The sequence below is a fragment of the Clostridium sp. genome, assembly GCF_050717545.1.
Classification (GTDB): domain Bacteria; phylum Bacillota; class Clostridia; order Clostridiales; family Clostridiaceae; genus Clostridium_AD.
In genome coordinates this window covers 1-15512 of sequence record NZ_JBOITN010000016.1, presented here as the reverse complement: position 1 = coordinate 15512, position 15512 = coordinate 1, and the positions used below count along the sequence as shown (strand labels likewise).

The following is a 15512-nucleotide window of genomic DNA, read 5'->3' as shown; positions in this document are numbered from 1 at the left end:
TAAGTGAACAACTTCTAATAAAATATTATAATCAATTAATTCTGCAGTTTGTTTAATAGCTCTTATATTATTATTTGTAATATCAACAAACACTTGATCAGTAGCCTCTGACTTTAAATTATCAATATCAATACTATCTATACTATCTATATTATCAATATTATTTAAATCTAAAATTAATTCTTTCTTCAATTCTCTAAACCCTTTATAACCATTCTTTTTAGCTAAACGCACTATCGTGGCGCTTGAACAATAACATATTTTAGCTATTTTATGAATATCTTGATCAACCATTTCTTTAGTATGTTGTACCATATATAAAACAGCTTGTCTTTCACCATCAGTACAATTATTTAAATAATTCTCTAGTTTAATTATCGCTCTCATATGATCACCACCTATAAATTATTAGGGTGTTTTGTGTATGCTTAGCTTGAGTACATTACCATGGTGGAATTACCCTACACGTTATTTAAAACTAATGATTGGAATTCCCAATACATTAAAAACTAAGCCATTAATAAATGCTACAGGAAAAAATATTATAATACTCAAAATCATACTAATTTCATAAAATAAATTACTTTTTTTAATAGACTTTCTCTTAAGATGACTACTAAATGCGCTCAATGCTATTCCGTAAATATTTCTAATTTATGCAATAGTTTATGTCGGTGTCCTAAAAATTGTAATTATATGTATTAAACTGCATAACTACTAGTTTTAATATATATATTGAATACATTCTAACACATACTTTTTTTCATTATACATAAAATATATAAAGTGACTACAATATTTTATAGCAACTTCACAATAAAATCAGAGTTTTACATTTTATAGGCTAGTAAAATGACCTCATTGTAAGTAGCTATGCTAATTTAAAATAATGATGTTTGTTCAATTTTTTCATGTTCCTTGTCAGGGATTGAATTACAAGATAAAGCTTTAATTTTTTGTAAATATCTTTCCATATTAAACTTTCTTTTTAATCCCTTATCATTCATAAATCTAACCATTCCAAAGATGGCCCTCTCACCCCAAGGTCTATCATGCTTGCCAAAGCACCAAGCTATCCCCGCAAATCCATTTGCATCTCGCCCATCTAAAAGATATTTATTATTTAAATAAATAGCTGAATTATAAGCTTCTTCTGGAGTTTTACTCCATTCTAATATTTTCTTTCCCCAATACATTCTCATATAGCCATGCATTTTACCTGTAATAAGCATTTCCTTTTGTGCAGCATTCCAATAGGCATCATGAGTTTTAGCTTCTTCTAGTTCTTCTAGTGAATAAATAAACTCCCTGGCATCTACCAAGTGCTTTTCAAGGGTATTCTTAGCCCAAGATGGAAGAGATTCATAACAATCATATTTATCATTGTAATAAACAAAATTCATACTTAATTCTCTTCGTATTATTAATTCTTCTAAAAATGCTTTTTTATCTTCAATATGTACATCCATTAATTTTATATATATATACAAAGGAGAAATCTGACCAAAATGCAGATATGGACTCATATTAGAAGAATAAACTTCTGAAGGTTCATTTTTAAGTTCACTATAATGTGATAATTTATTGGAAATAAAATCTTCTAATAATAGCTTGGCCTTACTAGTACCACCCGTATAATACAGGATCTTCTTCACGGTTTTATCAATTTTAAGTTCTGAAATAGCCTTATCAATATCTTCTAGATTATATTCATCAAAAGGAAGCTCCAAATCAGTAGAATATTCATCACATTCTCCCTCGTTAAGTGGCAATGTAAACTCCTCTAATTTTTTACTTATCTTATTTCTAAGGGTATATGCAGAATATTCTTCTTTTATAGAAGCTACTTCTACAGGTACAATTACATTAGTTTCCACCTGTACAACAGAGCATTTCGCATTTTGAGCTAAAAATGTTCTCCACTTCCTTTCTAACGCTAAATATCCTCGGTCTACAACCATTAAGGCTGCAAGCGATGATATTTCTAAAGCTCCACTTTCAGGAGATATTTTTCTAATAATCATTTTAATATTTCTTCTTGCTAATTCTGTTTTCACTTCTTTTAATCCCTCTAACATAAAATAGTAGTGTCTTTCATTAGCCTCTGGATAATTATCAGTTAATCCAAAATACACAACTAATGGCTTTTTAAGTTCATTGGCTTGTATTATTGCATACTCTAAGGCATGATTATACTCTGTTCTTTGAGAACATTGCATCCAGTAAACTACATATGGATTATCAATTGTTTTTTTATTGTTTAAAACTTTAATTCTTTCTTGTAAAATCATTATTATCAGCCCCATTATTACATATTATTTTTTCTTTTACCTTACAGCAACTATCTCTTTTTATAATTTATAATGATGAAAAAGTTGGAAAATACATTTGTAAATATGTTTTAGCTGTTAAGAATTATATAAATAAAGCATCATTTCTCAGCTGAAATTTAGCATGAAAAATATCCCATATTAAAGAATGATATGGGATATTTTCCATTGAATTATTTATTGAGTTTATCTTAAAAAAAGCTTAAAACATTATATTATAGTTTTTAATAGTTTTATTGTATTATCAATGTGAGTAATGTTAACAGTTTTTGCTCCTTTGAAGTGCCTATCTCTATCAATGGGCAAATTTCCAAAGCCATCTAAATCATATGCTACCATCATATTTTTACTAAACTTTATATCCATTACCAAAAACCATTCCCTCATTAGTTTGTGGTTAGGAGGTAAATAAACGAACTCAATGTTTGGGTGGGACTCTAGGGTAGCATCTTTTTCTCCAAATAAGTATATTTTATCTACATTATCAGCAATTTTCAAATATCTATCCCAGATTTTTTTAGCTCTAGATATTTTTTGAAAACCTGCATATATGGTACCCTCTCTTTTCTTATTTAGTGCCACACTTTCCATTATAAGACACATTCTTTCTAAATTTGGGATCTGAGTTTCATATTTAATATTTGCTATAGAAAAGGTTTTGTCCGATTCATTACTAGACATTTTAATAAAATTCTCGTCAACGTTTTTAAATATTTCATCATAAATTGAAAAGTTTTTCATTTTTAAAATCCTCCTTTAATTTTGTTGAACAAATTACAAGATAATATTGATACAATGGTAAACTTAATTAAATTGAACGGAATAATAATTAAGATAAAATATAGGCTTAAATTAACTACAATGGGATTGAAAGTAGCAGCTAAATTAAGAATCATTTGTTTGTTAACACCTAACAAGATACTATATAATGGAAACATAATAAAATAATTTACAAGTGCAGATAGTATACTGATAATAATTGTAGATAAAAATAAACTTATTTTTATTTTTTTTGTTTTGTTATATAAGAAATGAATAAGTATAATAAAGGATGATGATATTATAAAATTAATTAATTCTCCAATTCCAGCTGATTGTGATACAGTAAAGTGTATAATGTTCTTTATTAAACTAACAAATATTGATTCATAAACACCTCCTGTGAGCAACATAATAACCGCAGGTATTTCACTTAAGTCCACTTTTAAAAAAGGTGGGAATAGAGGTAAGCTAGTATTCAAGAACATTAATATAAAGGATATAGTGCTAAATATAGCTATCCTAACTATTTGTTTAGCAGAGTATTTAATGATATGTTCACCCCCTTTTAAAACTTCAATTAGAGTATACTACACGCAACGAAATATATAAAGGTTTATCTGTATAGTTTTATTTCATTTTGTATTATAATATAACTATATTTAGTAAAATTATAAATTAGCTTTATTTTATAGGAGGATGCATAATGCATTATTTAGGAGAACATTTGAAATCTCTAAGAAATGGAAAAAATCTAAAACAAAAGGATTTGGCCTATATTTTGGGTTTAGCCCAAACAACTGTGGCAAATTATGAAAGTGGAATTAGATTTCCCAATCAAGCTACACTTAAAAATATAGCCGATTATTTTCATGTTTCATTAGATGAGCTTTTAGGGAGAGAAATTTTGGATTATAACTTAAATGATACAGAATATCTACTGAAATTAGAGGAAGCTCAAGAAAGTTTTTTAAAGGATTTAATGGAAGATAATAATCATGCAGCCACAGAATTAATAATGGAACTAGCTAAGGGTGGCATCCAAGTAAAAGATATATATCGAGTAATTTTTGAAAAAAGTCTTTTGATGATTGGGGTACTATGGGAAAATGGACAGGTATCTATTGCGCAAGAACATTTTTTTTTGCATACAATAGAAACTAATATGAATCAATTAAATGCTTTTATTCAAAAAAAATCTAGTAATAGTAGTAATGTCTTAATGGCTTTACCTGCTAGTGAGTTACATGAAATCCCTTTAAAGATGGCAAAAGATTTATTGGATATGGATGGATGGAAAACCTATTACTTAGGTAATAATACTCCAATATATAGCATAGTAGAAACTTTAGAGATTTACTCGTGCCAATTGTTAGTAATGTCTGCAACAATGCAATATAATGTAGCCACCATTGAAAATGTTATTAAATTGATAAAGAGTAAAACAAAACTTAAAAATGTAAAAATTATCGTAGGAGGAAATGCATTTGATAAGAACCCTAACCTATGGCATGAAATTGGTGCGGATGGTTTTGCGAGAAATCTTCAAGAGTTAGTTTTATTAGCGGAACAATTATAGTGCCATCCACGTGGCAAGTGAAGGAGTTCTTACCAATTTTTGTAATGGGGTCGCATCAGCCACCTAGTATATGGGAATGCACGGTTAGTTAGGCGAGGATGGGCATCTAATGTGGGTGTGACCTTAATTACACAATATAATCTTTATACAAACTTTACATATATTGGTTGTCTGATACGAACCTGTTGTAAAATCTAGAAGTGTATACGCACAGGTTTTACTTTCTAATGGTAAGTAAAAGATAAAGGCAAAAATTTATGGAATAATGTTATAGTTAAATTGGAGGGATTGAATTGTATAATAAACCATTTGATTTACCTTATGAGTTACGGGGGAAAAAGATAAAATCTGAAAAGGTTATACCAACAGTTTGTAATATTAAAAATGTTTTAAAAAAGCTTTCTGAAAATGGCGGCGAATATAGTTTCCTAAAATCTTGGGAACGACCATGTTATAAGCACTATAATTTGGAAAAAATTCAGAAACAAATATTTTCAGTAAAAGGAGAGGAACAGATTAACATTCTTTGCGAACATATTTTGCATAGGTGGATTGGGGAAAGTCAATGAAAATTCAATTAAATAATAGCTTCAGCAGTGTTGGAATAGATGCCTGCAAGGGTAAGTGGGTTGCAGTTTATATAACCGAGAAGCATTTTGAGGTGGAAAAATTTAATACTATAATGGAGATATGCAATAGATACCCTGGGGCTGATAGTTATATAATTGATATTCCAATCGGTCTTCCTGAGAGTAGAAGTGATAAACGGCCAGAATATATTGCGCGGAAGGAACTTGGGAAGAAAGGCTCTAGTATATTTGAAGTGCCTTGTAGACAAGCTGTATATGCAGAGGATAAATTAACTGCTAGAGAACAAAATATTGCTGTTTTAGGCAAAAGTCTCTCAGAACAAACTTTGGGTATAAGCAAAGCAATAAAGCAAGTTGATGAATTTTTACGCAATAACGTTCAATGGAAAAACAAGTTAGTTGAAAGTCATCCTGAACTTTGTTTTTCAAAGTTAAATGATAATAGACCAGTGATTGAAAATAAAAAACTAATGGAAGGTCAACACAAACGCCTTGAAATAATTAGAAGATATTATCCTGAGGCTAACAAAGTTATCAATAAGTTTTTATATGATGTACCATCAAGGAAGAAGATTGATGATGTTATTGATGCATTGTGCTTAGCAGTGATTGGCAAAATGGGTATTGAAAATGGAACTAAGCGAATTCCTGAAAATCCAATGATGGATTCGAAAGGTATAATGATGCAAATGGTTTATGCAAACTGTTAGGGAGTGGGAGTTTATGAATAGGTGGGTAAATGGTGTTAAAGAAGTTTCTTTTTAGGTTTTGATAGAGAAATACCTGAATTAGTATCACAATTTGTATATGATGTGTTACAAATGTATAGAGAGTTGGATGACTCTTCAAGTGAATTGTCAGCAGAAGAGAAGCAACATATTGATAAACATGATATAACTTATGCTGGCTTCGATGGTAATGAAGAAGGTTCTTATTATCTATATGCTAACTTCGGAAATTTAATTAAATTACAAACATTTATGTAGGCTATTATTTTCTAAAATTAAAAAGGCCAAGGGCATAGACTTTAATCTTAATCAAATGTGCAGCAAGTACTTAGTATTTAAGTGTGGTTTTATGTAGTGTGATATTGAACCTGTAATGATACAAGAAGCACTTAAATCAAAAGCCCGTAAGCGTTAGTCGCCTAAGAGCTTTTTTATTTTATATAAATTTCCTACTTAGAATGATATTTCTAAACTCATTATAAAGCTGTCAATTAATTTATTTTATAACTTTAACATTTGATAGTGGCATGGCCATTATTTCTTTATATTTTTGTGGAGTTCCAAGTACATATTTTATATCTACATAATCACCAACATTAAGCTTTAAAACTTCCGTTGCAACATCACTGTCCGTGCTTGCATAATAGACGGTATCTTTACTATCTTTGCTAACAACTAAAAAAACATTAGTTTCAATAGTTTCAATACTTCTTACAACGCCGCTAAAAGTATCTACCCCAACAATTTCAGGATTTTTAGTTTTAGAATTTGCACAACCATACATAAAAGGAATTCCTACTAAAACTAAAATTACAATAATCAAACCACATTTAGATTTAAATGACAAACTATTCACCTCTTATTCATATTTATTATTAATTATAAATTATTCTATTTCAATAATATAGTTTATATAATATTAATATTCCTTACACTTAATACTTATTCAAACTTATTAATTAATATTCTATACTCCATTAACTAAGCATTTAATAATCTATATTAGGTTTCTTAAATAATTGTAAGTAATTAGGAAACATTTTTATAATTTATACATATATTGTAATCGCAACATTAAATAATAAAAATGGCATCTAAAGTTAAACCAAGTATGATTATGAATGGGGGTTATTAAACATTGAAAAAAGGAAATTTTAGAAAGTTAAATTCTGTTTTAGTTATGCTATTACTTTTGGCGAATATTATTTTGCCAAGTAATATTATCTTTGCAAAAAATCGCATCCCAGCTTTATCTACTGCACCTCTGAATTCAGAGTTTATTAAGTATCAAACGGAAAAAAATAGTGAGCTTTTATATAAATCTAATCTTCCAAATGTATTAGGTATGAATCAGGATAAGCTTGGATACATACCTCCACCAACAAAAGATTTCTTTAAAATAGATAAGAAAACACAAATTTCATCCAAAGGATTAACAAGTTCATCCTTACCATCAAAATTTGATTTAAGAACTATAAAAAATAAACTCTCACCTGTAAGAGATCAAGGTAATTATGGAAGTTGCTGGGCCTTTGCAACTTATGGATCATTAGAATCCTCTTTACGTCCATCAAGTATAAATGATTTTTCAGAAGATAATTTAATGCGTACTCATGGTTATGATTTTACACCTAATGATGGAGGAAATGAGCAGATGTCAATGGCTTATCTAAGTAAATGGAGTGGAGCAATAAGTGAAAGTGACGATCCATATAATACTCCTAACACTCCAACCAATTTAAAGGCTCAAAAGCATATTCAGAATGCTGATTATATAACAGGTACGAGTTGGGATAATGTCAAAAAAAACATTAAAGAAACTCTTAACAATAAAGGTGCTATTTATACCAGTATGTTCTATAATAATTATTTTTATGATGAAACAAATAAGTCATATTTTTGTGATTATGGTGGCTTTAGAACTAACCATGCTGTTACAATTGTAGGGTGGGATGATAACTATAGTAAAAATAAATTTAATAACCCCTGGGGGAGTATACCTAAAAATAATGGTGCATTCATAATTAGAAATAGTTGGGGGTCAAAATGGGGAGAAGGTGGTTATTTCTATATTTCATATGAGGATTACTACTCCTGTTTAAATAATATGTCCTTCAATAATGCTGAACCAGTGAATAATTATAGTTCCATATATCAACGTGATCCACTTGGTTGGGTTAGTTCTATAGGGCTTTATACAAATTCTTGTTATGCAGCAAACGTATTTACTGCCACTTCAAATCAGACATTATCAGCAACAGGTTTTTATACTACAGCACCAAATACTTGTTATGAAATAAAAATATATGATACAGTTAATGGTGGAATATTTAGTGGATTAAAATCAACTAAATCAGGAACTATAAGTAATATGGGGTATCATACTGTTCAATTAAGTACAGGTGTACAACTTACATCAAATAAGAAATTTGCTGTAACTATTAAACTTACAACTCCTGGTTACAATTATCCAGTAGCGTTTGAGACGCCACTTAGTAATTATTCTAGTAATGCCAAAGCAAATTCAGGAGAAAGTTATTTAAGTACAAATGGGTCAACCTGGTATGACTTGGTATCTGATTATGGTCTTACTAATTCAAATGTATGCATAAAGGCATTTACTAAAACAGTAAGTACCCCTGTACAAAAAGTGTTAGTTACATTTAATAGCCAAGGGGGAAGCAAAGTAACGAGTAAGACTACACATTATAACAGTCTAATTACAGCCCCAGTTACGCCTTCAAAGACAGGTTATGCATTTGGAGGTTGGTATAAAGAGGTTGGATGTTTAAATGCATGGAACTTTACAACTAATAAGGTGACTTCAAATATAACACTTTACGCAAAGTGGATAACTATACCCGGAATCCCAACAAGTGTAAAAGCATCATCATCATCATATAACAGTATTAAAGTTAGTTGGCGTGCAGTAGCTAGCGCAAGCGGATATGAAGTTTACAAATCAACATCTGCTGCAGGAGCTAATACATCAAGATATGCCACGACGGCTACAAGCTATAACAGCACTGGACTTACAACAAATAGTACTTATTACTATAAAGTTAGATCCTATAGAATGGTTGGCACTGTTAAAGTTTACGGTGTCTGTTCAGCAGTGATAAGTGCAAGACCAATACCAGCTTCACCTACAAATGTTAAAGCTGCTCGAATAAGTTCTAGAAGCATTAAACTTACGTTGAGTGGAGTAACTGGAGCAAGTGGTTATGAAGTATATAGAGCGACTTCGAGTACAGGAAGCTATAGTTTATTAACAAGAACCACATATAAGTATTATACAAATTCAAAATTAACAACTGGAAGAACGTATTACTATAAAATAAAATCTTACAGAACTGTTGGAAGAACAAGAGTATATAGCAATTGGAGTGCAGTAGTTCATGCAAGACCATAGTCTATAAACTAAATTAAATTAAATTAGGATAGCACTAGTTGGCAACAAAAAGGGCACTGAAAACTTCAGTGCCCTTTTATATCTATTAAACCATGATTATAACTTTTCTCAACTAATAATTTTATTTCTTCATCAGTATGAGCTGCTTCATGTTCATCTATAACAGATACACCAAAAACATTTAACACTAAGCTAGTGCTATGATTAAACGCCCACATTATTAGAAAAGTTATATTATAAAACATTATGAATAGTAGCGCAGTATACATTGTAATTAGTATCTACTTAACCCTTACAAAGTTTTGAAGTGAAACTTTCAATTTAGTTTCTCACTTATTAGTGTGTAAAGAAAATATTTTAAATAGTTGTAAAATTTCAGTATGTCGGAAATTCTTTCTAAAACTTAAGGTACATATTGTCCTTCTACTTTTACAATTACATCGTTTTGGGTATAGATATAACATAACAAACGACCATAGTTATTAGAAAGACATTTTTTAAAGGTAGCATAGGTAGTAGGATGATTATTAATATCACCATTATCAGGGTATAGTACCCACCCCATAAGATTTATTGAAGCATCATTGGATATAACATAGCGTTTTGTCTCCGGGTTATTATTAATAATGCAATAATCGTCATCTACGTAATATTCTCCATTTTCATATTGAGCAGTTCCATTTTTTATAGATGCTTGCACCGCTGCATCTCCTGTTAAAAATATTACATCGTCATATCTTAAATATCTTTTCCCATTTTCTTCATATGTCTCAGATATATAACCGATTTGCTTTGAGTATACTATTGGCTTAGGCTTAACAATAACCTGCATTTTTATCTTTTTCTCATAATTTACAATAGTTCCGATAAAATTTTGAGTCCCTACGTTGCTAATATCTACTTTTTGGGGAAACCATTTAACATAAACTTCTTTAATGGTTTGGTCACTAAAAGTAGCGCTAACAACTAAAGGTAATTTGTATCCTTGACCCTGAATTATAGAAGTACTTGTTTCTTCAGTTGATACAATTTTAGCAGTTATGTGAAGAATTAATTTAATCGGCCTTTCATATTGGTCAGCGACACCTTCGAAAACAAAGTCTCCCAATTTACTAGCGTCTATCTTTGTAGTTTTCCACGTAACGGGCAGCTCTGTTTCTTCATTGTTTATTTTGAATTTGGCTTTTTCAGGAAAGGAATAAATTTCATTCTGATATATTTGATTCTCCAGTTTTGACACCTCGAACTTTTGTTTTATATCACCAATAAGACTCTCAAGTCCTGTTATCTTATTGCTTTTTCCTTCTTTTAAAATTGAGAGTGCATCATCTAACCTTCCTGACTTTAAGTACTGATACTTAATTAGAATATATGTTTCTTTATTTTCTTTCTTCAGGGAAACTGCTCGGTTAAAGCTTTTTTTTGCATCAGTAACTTTTCCTAAATCTAAATTAGTTGACCCCAGCGTAATGTTTTTATGAATTTTTTTAATTGTTATTTAATTTTTAACGAAAATTAATGTTAAAACTAGAATAACTAAGCTAATTATAATAGCTAGTGCGATTGCAACTCTCATTATGGGTTTATTTAGATTAGTATTCATAGAATATTTAGCCTCCTCTTAAATCAAATGATTGACAATGTAATATAGTATTCTTTGATGTGTCAATTTGATAATGCAAATTAATATATATTCTTTAACTTCAACCCAATGCAGCAACATAAATCTAGCAGAGCATAACATTAAATTTATAGCCTTGGCCCAATCAAAGAAGCTTAAGAGGATAAGTTCTTTAACGCAAACTAATATCTTCAATCTTTGTTGCTAGAATATAAAGAACAAATTCATATACTATACTGGAGGATTGGTCATCAATTCAAGAGATTTTATATCTTTTAGGAATACCTGGCATGAGGGAAAGTATTTTAGATGGAGCTAATGAGCCTCTTGAAGAGTGTAAGTCTTTGGAGGATATAGGATGGGATATATTATAGTCTTCACCAAGCAAGCTCAAAAGGATGCTAAAAAATTAGAATCCTATAGTTTAGATAAAAAAGCAAAGGAACTGCTAAAGATAATAAAAGAAAATCCTTATCAAACTCCACCACCATATGAAAAACTTATAGGCGATTTAAAATGCTTCTATTCTCGAAGGATTAATATAAAGCATAGATTAATTTATGATGTTTATGAAAATGAAAATACAATTAAGATTTTAAGAATGTGGACACATTATCAATAATAAGTGTTAATGATAATGTGTCCACAATTATTTTATTGCTTTTTCAAACCTGTGTAAATCAAAATAGCATCTCTTAAAAAAGCTGCTGTATCAGGTTGATCATTATCATAGTATGCTTTGAATCTTTTATCATCGACATACGTTTGAGCAATCCCTGCGTACTAAATTGCCTAGTTGGACCATACTAACTGGTGACTATATTAATTTCTTTTTTTAAAAGCTAAAGAAGCGTCTTTTGAAAAATCAGAATTTCTTACTGTACTAAACAAAAATCCTACTAGAGCACCAACTAAAGATGGTAATACCCAAACAAGCCCTTCCTTTGATAAAGGCATAGAACTCAAAAATGACATTTTAAGTCCAACTTGATTTAATGAATCAGATATACTAAAAATAGCAGTAAATAGCATACTGCAGGAATATACAGAGTTATAACCTTTAAATAAGTTATGGGTGAAGGCTAGTACAATAAGCACTATTGCCATAGGATATATAGCTGTTAAAACAGGTACAGATATACTTAGTATTTTAGTTAAGCCTACATTTGCAAATAGCATACTGAATAGTGTTATTCCAGAAGCCCAAACTTTATAGCTAACTTTTGGAACTATCCTTGAGAAGTATTCACTACATGAGGTTATTAGACCAACAGAAGTTGTAAGGCAAGCTAGTCCAAAAGCTAAACCTAGTATTATAAGACCATTTGAATTAAAAAGATAAGAAACTACTTTTGTTAATGTTTGCGCTCCATTTTCTGTAGTACCAAATCTAGTTTGAGCAGCGGCGCCTAGGCATGCAAGCATTAAATATATTAAAGTTAAGACAAGACCAGCTATAAGCCCAGCTTTTATTGTATAGGAGCTTAAAGCTTTTTTATCTGTAATTCCTTGTTTTTTTAAAACTAATGCAATAACTATTCCAAAATTAAGGGCAGCAATGGCATCCATAGTCATATATCCATCTAAAAATCCTTTTAATATAGGGAAGTTACCATAATCTCCAATTGGAGCATTAAAGCTACCAATAGGTTTTACTAAACTACCTATAAATATTATCAATATAAGCATTAAGATAGTAGGGGTTAGCACCTTACCAAAACGATCTATTAATTTATTAGGAGTCATACTTAACCAAAAGGCTAAACCAAAGAAGCATAATGTATATATAAAAAGAGGCAAAGTTCCACCAGTAGCTGATGCTTTTAAAAATGGTGCTATGCTTGTTTCAAAAGATAAACTAGCAGCACGAGGTATGCCTAAAAATGGTCCTATTGATAAATATATTAATAATGTAAAAATAAGTGCGAAGGATTTATTAACCCTACCAGCTAAATTTTGAAGACCATCAGCTTTTGCAACAACAGCTACAGCAAGGATTGGTAGACCTACTGCAGAGGCAAGGAACCCAGATAACGAAAGTAAAAGATTTGTACCTGACATTTGTCCAAGTATAGGAGGGAAGATTAAGTTTCCAGCTCCAAAAAACATTGAAAATAGCATTAAACTAACTAGCAGTAAATTTTTTCGTGACAATTTATTCATAGTAATTCCTCCATCAATATTATTTTTTTTAAGATTAAGTATTATATCGTTAATGTCACTGTTCACTAAACCACCTCCTTATAAAATAAAAAAAGCCCGTCCCTATAAAAGGGACGAGCATTATGCACGTGTTACCACCCAAAATCCACTAAAATTATAATCCTTAACTTTAATAGCGCTTAGCAAGATACCAATCGATATCTGTTCCTTGTAATGGTGGACGACCATTAAACCTTATTACATTTCAGGTTTACTCTTCAGAGATGATTTTCGGTTATAGACTGAACGTTGACTCTCACCAAATGTCAACTCTCTTTTGAACAGATACTAAAACGTACTCTTTCTCGTCATCAAATTTATTATTTATCTTGTAAAAAAATATAACATATTACTAAGAGATTGTCAATATTGTTTTTGCTAAACAAATTCGCTAAAAAAAGTGTATTATCTAGTATATTAATGATTGATATAGTTGTTAGAATTATATTTTTTATGATGGGATATAAGAATGTAGCAATGGTAATGGTCATGATTACAATAACACAATTTTTATATGCAGCAACAGCCCCTATTATTTCTGCAATGTTAGCAGAAACTATTGAATACAGTGAAGTAAAAACAGGAAAAAGGTGTGAGGCAATTACATTTAGTGGCCAGACATTTTGTGGGAAATTATCTATGGCATTAGGAGGTGCTTTTTTGTTGTGAAATTTCAGTATGTCGGAAATACAGACAAATTGGTGATTATGGTCTTATTTGGTGCATAAGCATCCTTTAAAAAGATATTGATTTGCTCTATTGCTATTGCAAGACTTACTCCTTGCTCATGGTTGGTACTGCTCATAATTCCAATTAAATTACCACTAGAATTAAACAGAGGACCACCACTATTCCCACCATTTGTTTTAAAATCCAGCATAGTTAAATTTTTTACAAGAACTGAAGTATTAGTGCCGTCATTGTATGACATTTTGATAGCAACATTTTTATTGCTTACTATTCCATGTGTAATTAAGTTAAAGAACTTTTTATTAAGAGGAGTTCCTATTGCAAATACATCTTGACCTTTAAAAATATTATTAAAAGTCTCAAAGTTAGCAACACTTTTTTGAGAGAAATTCTTATCTACTTTAATTAGAGCTAAATCATTGTATTTATCTAATTTTACAATTGTAGCACTTTGTTCAAGGGATTCATTATTAAACTTTACAGATAAAGATGGGGCAGTATAGGCTACATGATAATTTGTTAAGATGAGACCATCTTTGCTTATTATGACCCCTGAGCCCAAAAGTTTGCTTGAATTAGTTAAGTCATCACGGGAGTTAATTGAAACAGAAGATTCATAAAGATTTGGGTTTGTATCAAGTTCTGTATTATTGAAACCGATAATTATTAAAGAGAAAGATACCATAGCGAAAAGCAGACCCATAATTCGAGTACTAATTTTCAATTAAAATCACCACCTATTCTAAGTAATTAACTAAATTATCTTCTAAAAATAATTTCACTTTATTTACTGGTAATACAACACCCAATCCTGAATTATATTTAGTATCAAGATCTACATAATAGTCTAATATAATCCCTAGAATTTTTTGCGTATCATCAAAAATTGCTCCTCCTAATGAACCGTCATGTGCAACAGCATCAGTTAACATAAGACCATTAAATGTACCTATACTCGTATTTGTAATTGATACTATTCCTCGAGTTACGCTTCCAAAATATCCAAATAGATTGCTTATGGAATATATAACTTGTCCTTTTTTTATATTATCGGAGTTCCCTAGGTGTACAAATGAATGAGCATATTTTGAATCAACTTTAATTAGATTTAAGCCTAGATTATTGGAGTCTTTTGATTCTATTTTTTTGTAATTAATTTGGACTCCATCTTGAAGGAAGACTTTATGAGTTGTTTTATCAAGAAGTTCATGTGTTAGTATATAACCTTCATCATTTAATATAATTCCTGTAGTAGAATTGCCTTTAGAAGTTATCATTACAATACCTTGTTCAAGTTTTACAATAGTTTCGTTTATGTCATCTTGGGTGTGTTTTTTTGAATTAAATACAGAGGCTAAAGTATTAGTTTTCTTATAGAAAGATATATAAAGTACACTTACAATACTAGTTATTAGAGAAATAATAAGAATTCCAATAATAAAATTAGTTTTTTTATACGTGCTCATAAACATCTCTCCTCGTATAATGTAGTTGTAAGCATTGATAATAAATCAGTAATAATAACTACGAATGTTATCACTCATATCTTATCTAATATTCGCAACTCATAATTTTATTTTAATTAACCTTGTCTTAATTCT

General features: G+C 30.1%; 16 protein-coding genes, 2 pseudogenes and 1 other annotated feature. Of the genes and pseudogenes, 7 read left to right on the top strand and 11 right to left on the bottom strand.

The window, feature by feature from the left end; genetic code table 11:
• The 4 genes from ACREVX_RS03140 to ACREVX_RS03125 form a co-directional block, all read right to left on the bottom strand.
• The coding region (locus ACREVX_RS03140; protein ID WP_431542709.1) for a MurR/RpiR family transcriptional regulator at positions 1-387 on the bottom strand (387 nt) is incomplete at its 3' end.
• 494 nt (positions 388-881) lie between these two features.
• Positions 882-2291: a deoxyribodipyrimidine photo-lyase gene (locus ACREVX_RS03135; protein ID WP_431542708.1), complete on the bottom strand. Its 1410-nt coding sequence runs from the start codon at positions 2289-2291 to the stop codon at positions 882-884.
• A gap of 249 nt (positions 2292-2540) precedes the next feature.
• Entirely contained in the window at positions 2541-3071 is a 531-nt protein-coding gene (locus ACREVX_RS03130) for a DICT sensory domain-containing protein (RefSeq protein WP_431542707.1), read from the bottom strand.
• Positions 3072-3073: 2 nt separating this feature from the next.
• Complete coding sequence (locus ACREVX_RS03125; protein WP_431542712.1) at positions 3074-3619, bottom strand: ECF transporter S component; 546 nt, start codon at positions 3617-3619, stop codon at positions 3074-3076.
• 176 nt (positions 3620-3795) lie between these two features.
• Between ACREVX_RS03125 and ACREVX_RS03120 the strand changes: the two genes are divergently transcribed.
• From ACREVX_RS03120 to ACREVX_RS03105, 4 genes are all read left to right on the top strand, one after another.
• Positions 3796-4668, top strand: coding sequence for a cobalamin-dependent protein (locus ACREVX_RS03120; RefSeq protein ID WP_431542706.1), 873 nt, complete (start codon positions 3796-3798; stop codon positions 4666-4668).
• A 293-nt stretch (positions 4669-4961) separates the two neighbouring features.
• Complete coding sequence (locus tag ACREVX_RS03115) at positions 4962-5237, top strand: hypothetical protein (RefSeq protein ID WP_431542705.1); 276 nt, start codon at positions 4962-4964, stop codon at positions 5235-5237.
• Positions 5234-5968 (top strand): DUF429 domain-containing protein, encoded by a 735-nt coding sequence (locus ACREVX_RS03110; RefSeq protein ID WP_431542704.1) that lies wholly within the window; start codon positions 5234-5236, stop codon positions 5966-5968. Before ACREVX_RS03115 ends, ACREVX_RS03110 begins: the two co-directional genes overlap by 4 nt.
• Before the next feature lie 69 nt (positions 5969-6037).
• Positions 6038-6244 carry a YfbU family protein gene (locus ACREVX_RS03105; protein ID WP_431542711.1) on the top strand — a complete coding sequence of 69 codons (207 nt, stop codon included), beginning with the start codon at positions 6038-6040 and terminating at the stop codon, positions 6242-6244.
• A 238-nt stretch (positions 6245-6482) separates the two neighbouring features.
• Here the strand turns inward: ACREVX_RS03105 and ACREVX_RS03100 are convergent, their stop codons facing one another.
• Positions 6483-6833 carry a hypothetical protein gene (locus ACREVX_RS03100; RefSeq protein WP_431542703.1) on the bottom strand — a complete coding sequence of 117 codons (351 nt, stop codon included), beginning with the start codon at positions 6831-6833 and terminating at the stop codon, positions 6483-6485.
• Between the two features lie 291 nt (positions 6834-7124).
• Here ACREVX_RS03100 and ACREVX_RS03095 point away from each other — a divergent pair, with 291 nt between their 5' ends.
• Positions 7125-9398 carry a lectin like domain-containing protein gene (locus ACREVX_RS03095; RefSeq protein ID WP_431542702.1) on the top strand — a complete coding sequence of 758 codons (2274 nt, stop codon included), beginning with the start codon at positions 7125-7127 and terminating at the stop codon, positions 9396-9398.
• A gap of 80 nt (positions 9399-9478) precedes the next feature.
• Here the strand turns inward: ACREVX_RS03095 and ACREVX_RS03090 are convergent.
• Positions 9479-9673, bottom strand: a pseudogene (locus tag ACREVX_RS03090) (DUF21 domain-containing protein); the annotation flags it as partial.
• Positions 9674-9801: 128 nt separating this feature from the next.
• On the bottom strand, positions 9802-10638 hold the full coding sequence (locus ACREVX_RS03085) for an Ig-like domain-containing protein (protein ID WP_431542701.1): 837 nt from the start codon (positions 10636-10638) through the stop codon (positions 9802-9804).
• Between the two features lie 739 nt (positions 10639-11377).
• On the opposite strand from ACREVX_RS03085, the gene ACREVX_RS03080 reads away from it, so the two are divergent.
• Positions 11378-11641, top strand: coding sequence for a Txe/YoeB family addiction module toxin (locus tag ACREVX_RS03080; RefSeq protein ID WP_431542700.1), 264 nt, complete (start codon positions 11378-11380; stop codon positions 11639-11641).
• A 32-nt stretch (positions 11642-11673) separates the two neighbouring features.
• Here ACREVX_RS03080 and ACREVX_RS03075 read toward each other — a convergent pair.
• Positions 11674-11802 (bottom strand): annotated as a pseudogene (locus ACREVX_RS03075) (TipAS antibiotic-recognition domain-containing protein); the annotation flags it as partial.
• Between the two features lie 39 nt (positions 11803-11841).
• Positions 11842-13182 carry a branched-chain amino acid transport system II carrier protein gene (gene brnQ / locus ACREVX_RS03070; RefSeq protein ID WP_431542710.1) on the bottom strand — a complete coding sequence of 447 codons (1341 nt, stop codon included), beginning with the start codon at positions 13180-13182 and terminating at the stop codon, positions 11842-11844.
• Positions 13183-13288: 106 nt separating this feature from the next.
• Positions 13289-13542: a binding site (T-box leader), on the bottom strand.
• Between the two features lie 39 nt (positions 13543-13581).
• On the opposite strand from brnQ, the gene ACREVX_RS03065 reads away from it, so the two are divergent.
• Entirely contained in the window at positions 13582-13890 is a 309-nt protein-coding gene (locus ACREVX_RS03065) for an MFS transporter (protein ID WP_431542699.1), read from the top strand.
• 4 nt (positions 13891-13894) lie between these two features.
• On the opposite strand, the gene ACREVX_RS03060 is transcribed toward ACREVX_RS03065, so the two are convergent.
• Both ACREVX_RS03060 and ACREVX_RS03055 read right to left on the bottom strand, forming a co-directional pair.
• Positions 13895-14635 (bottom strand): S1C family serine protease, encoded by a 741-nt coding sequence (locus ACREVX_RS03060; RefSeq protein WP_431542698.1) that lies wholly within the window; start codon positions 14633-14635, stop codon positions 13895-13897.
• A 13-nt stretch (positions 14636-14648) separates the two neighbouring features.
• On the bottom strand, positions 14649-15377 hold the full coding sequence (locus ACREVX_RS03055; RefSeq protein WP_431542697.1) for a trypsin-like peptidase domain-containing protein: 729 nt from the start codon (positions 15375-15377) through the stop codon (positions 14649-14651).
• Positions 15378-15512 lie beyond the last annotated feature (135 nt).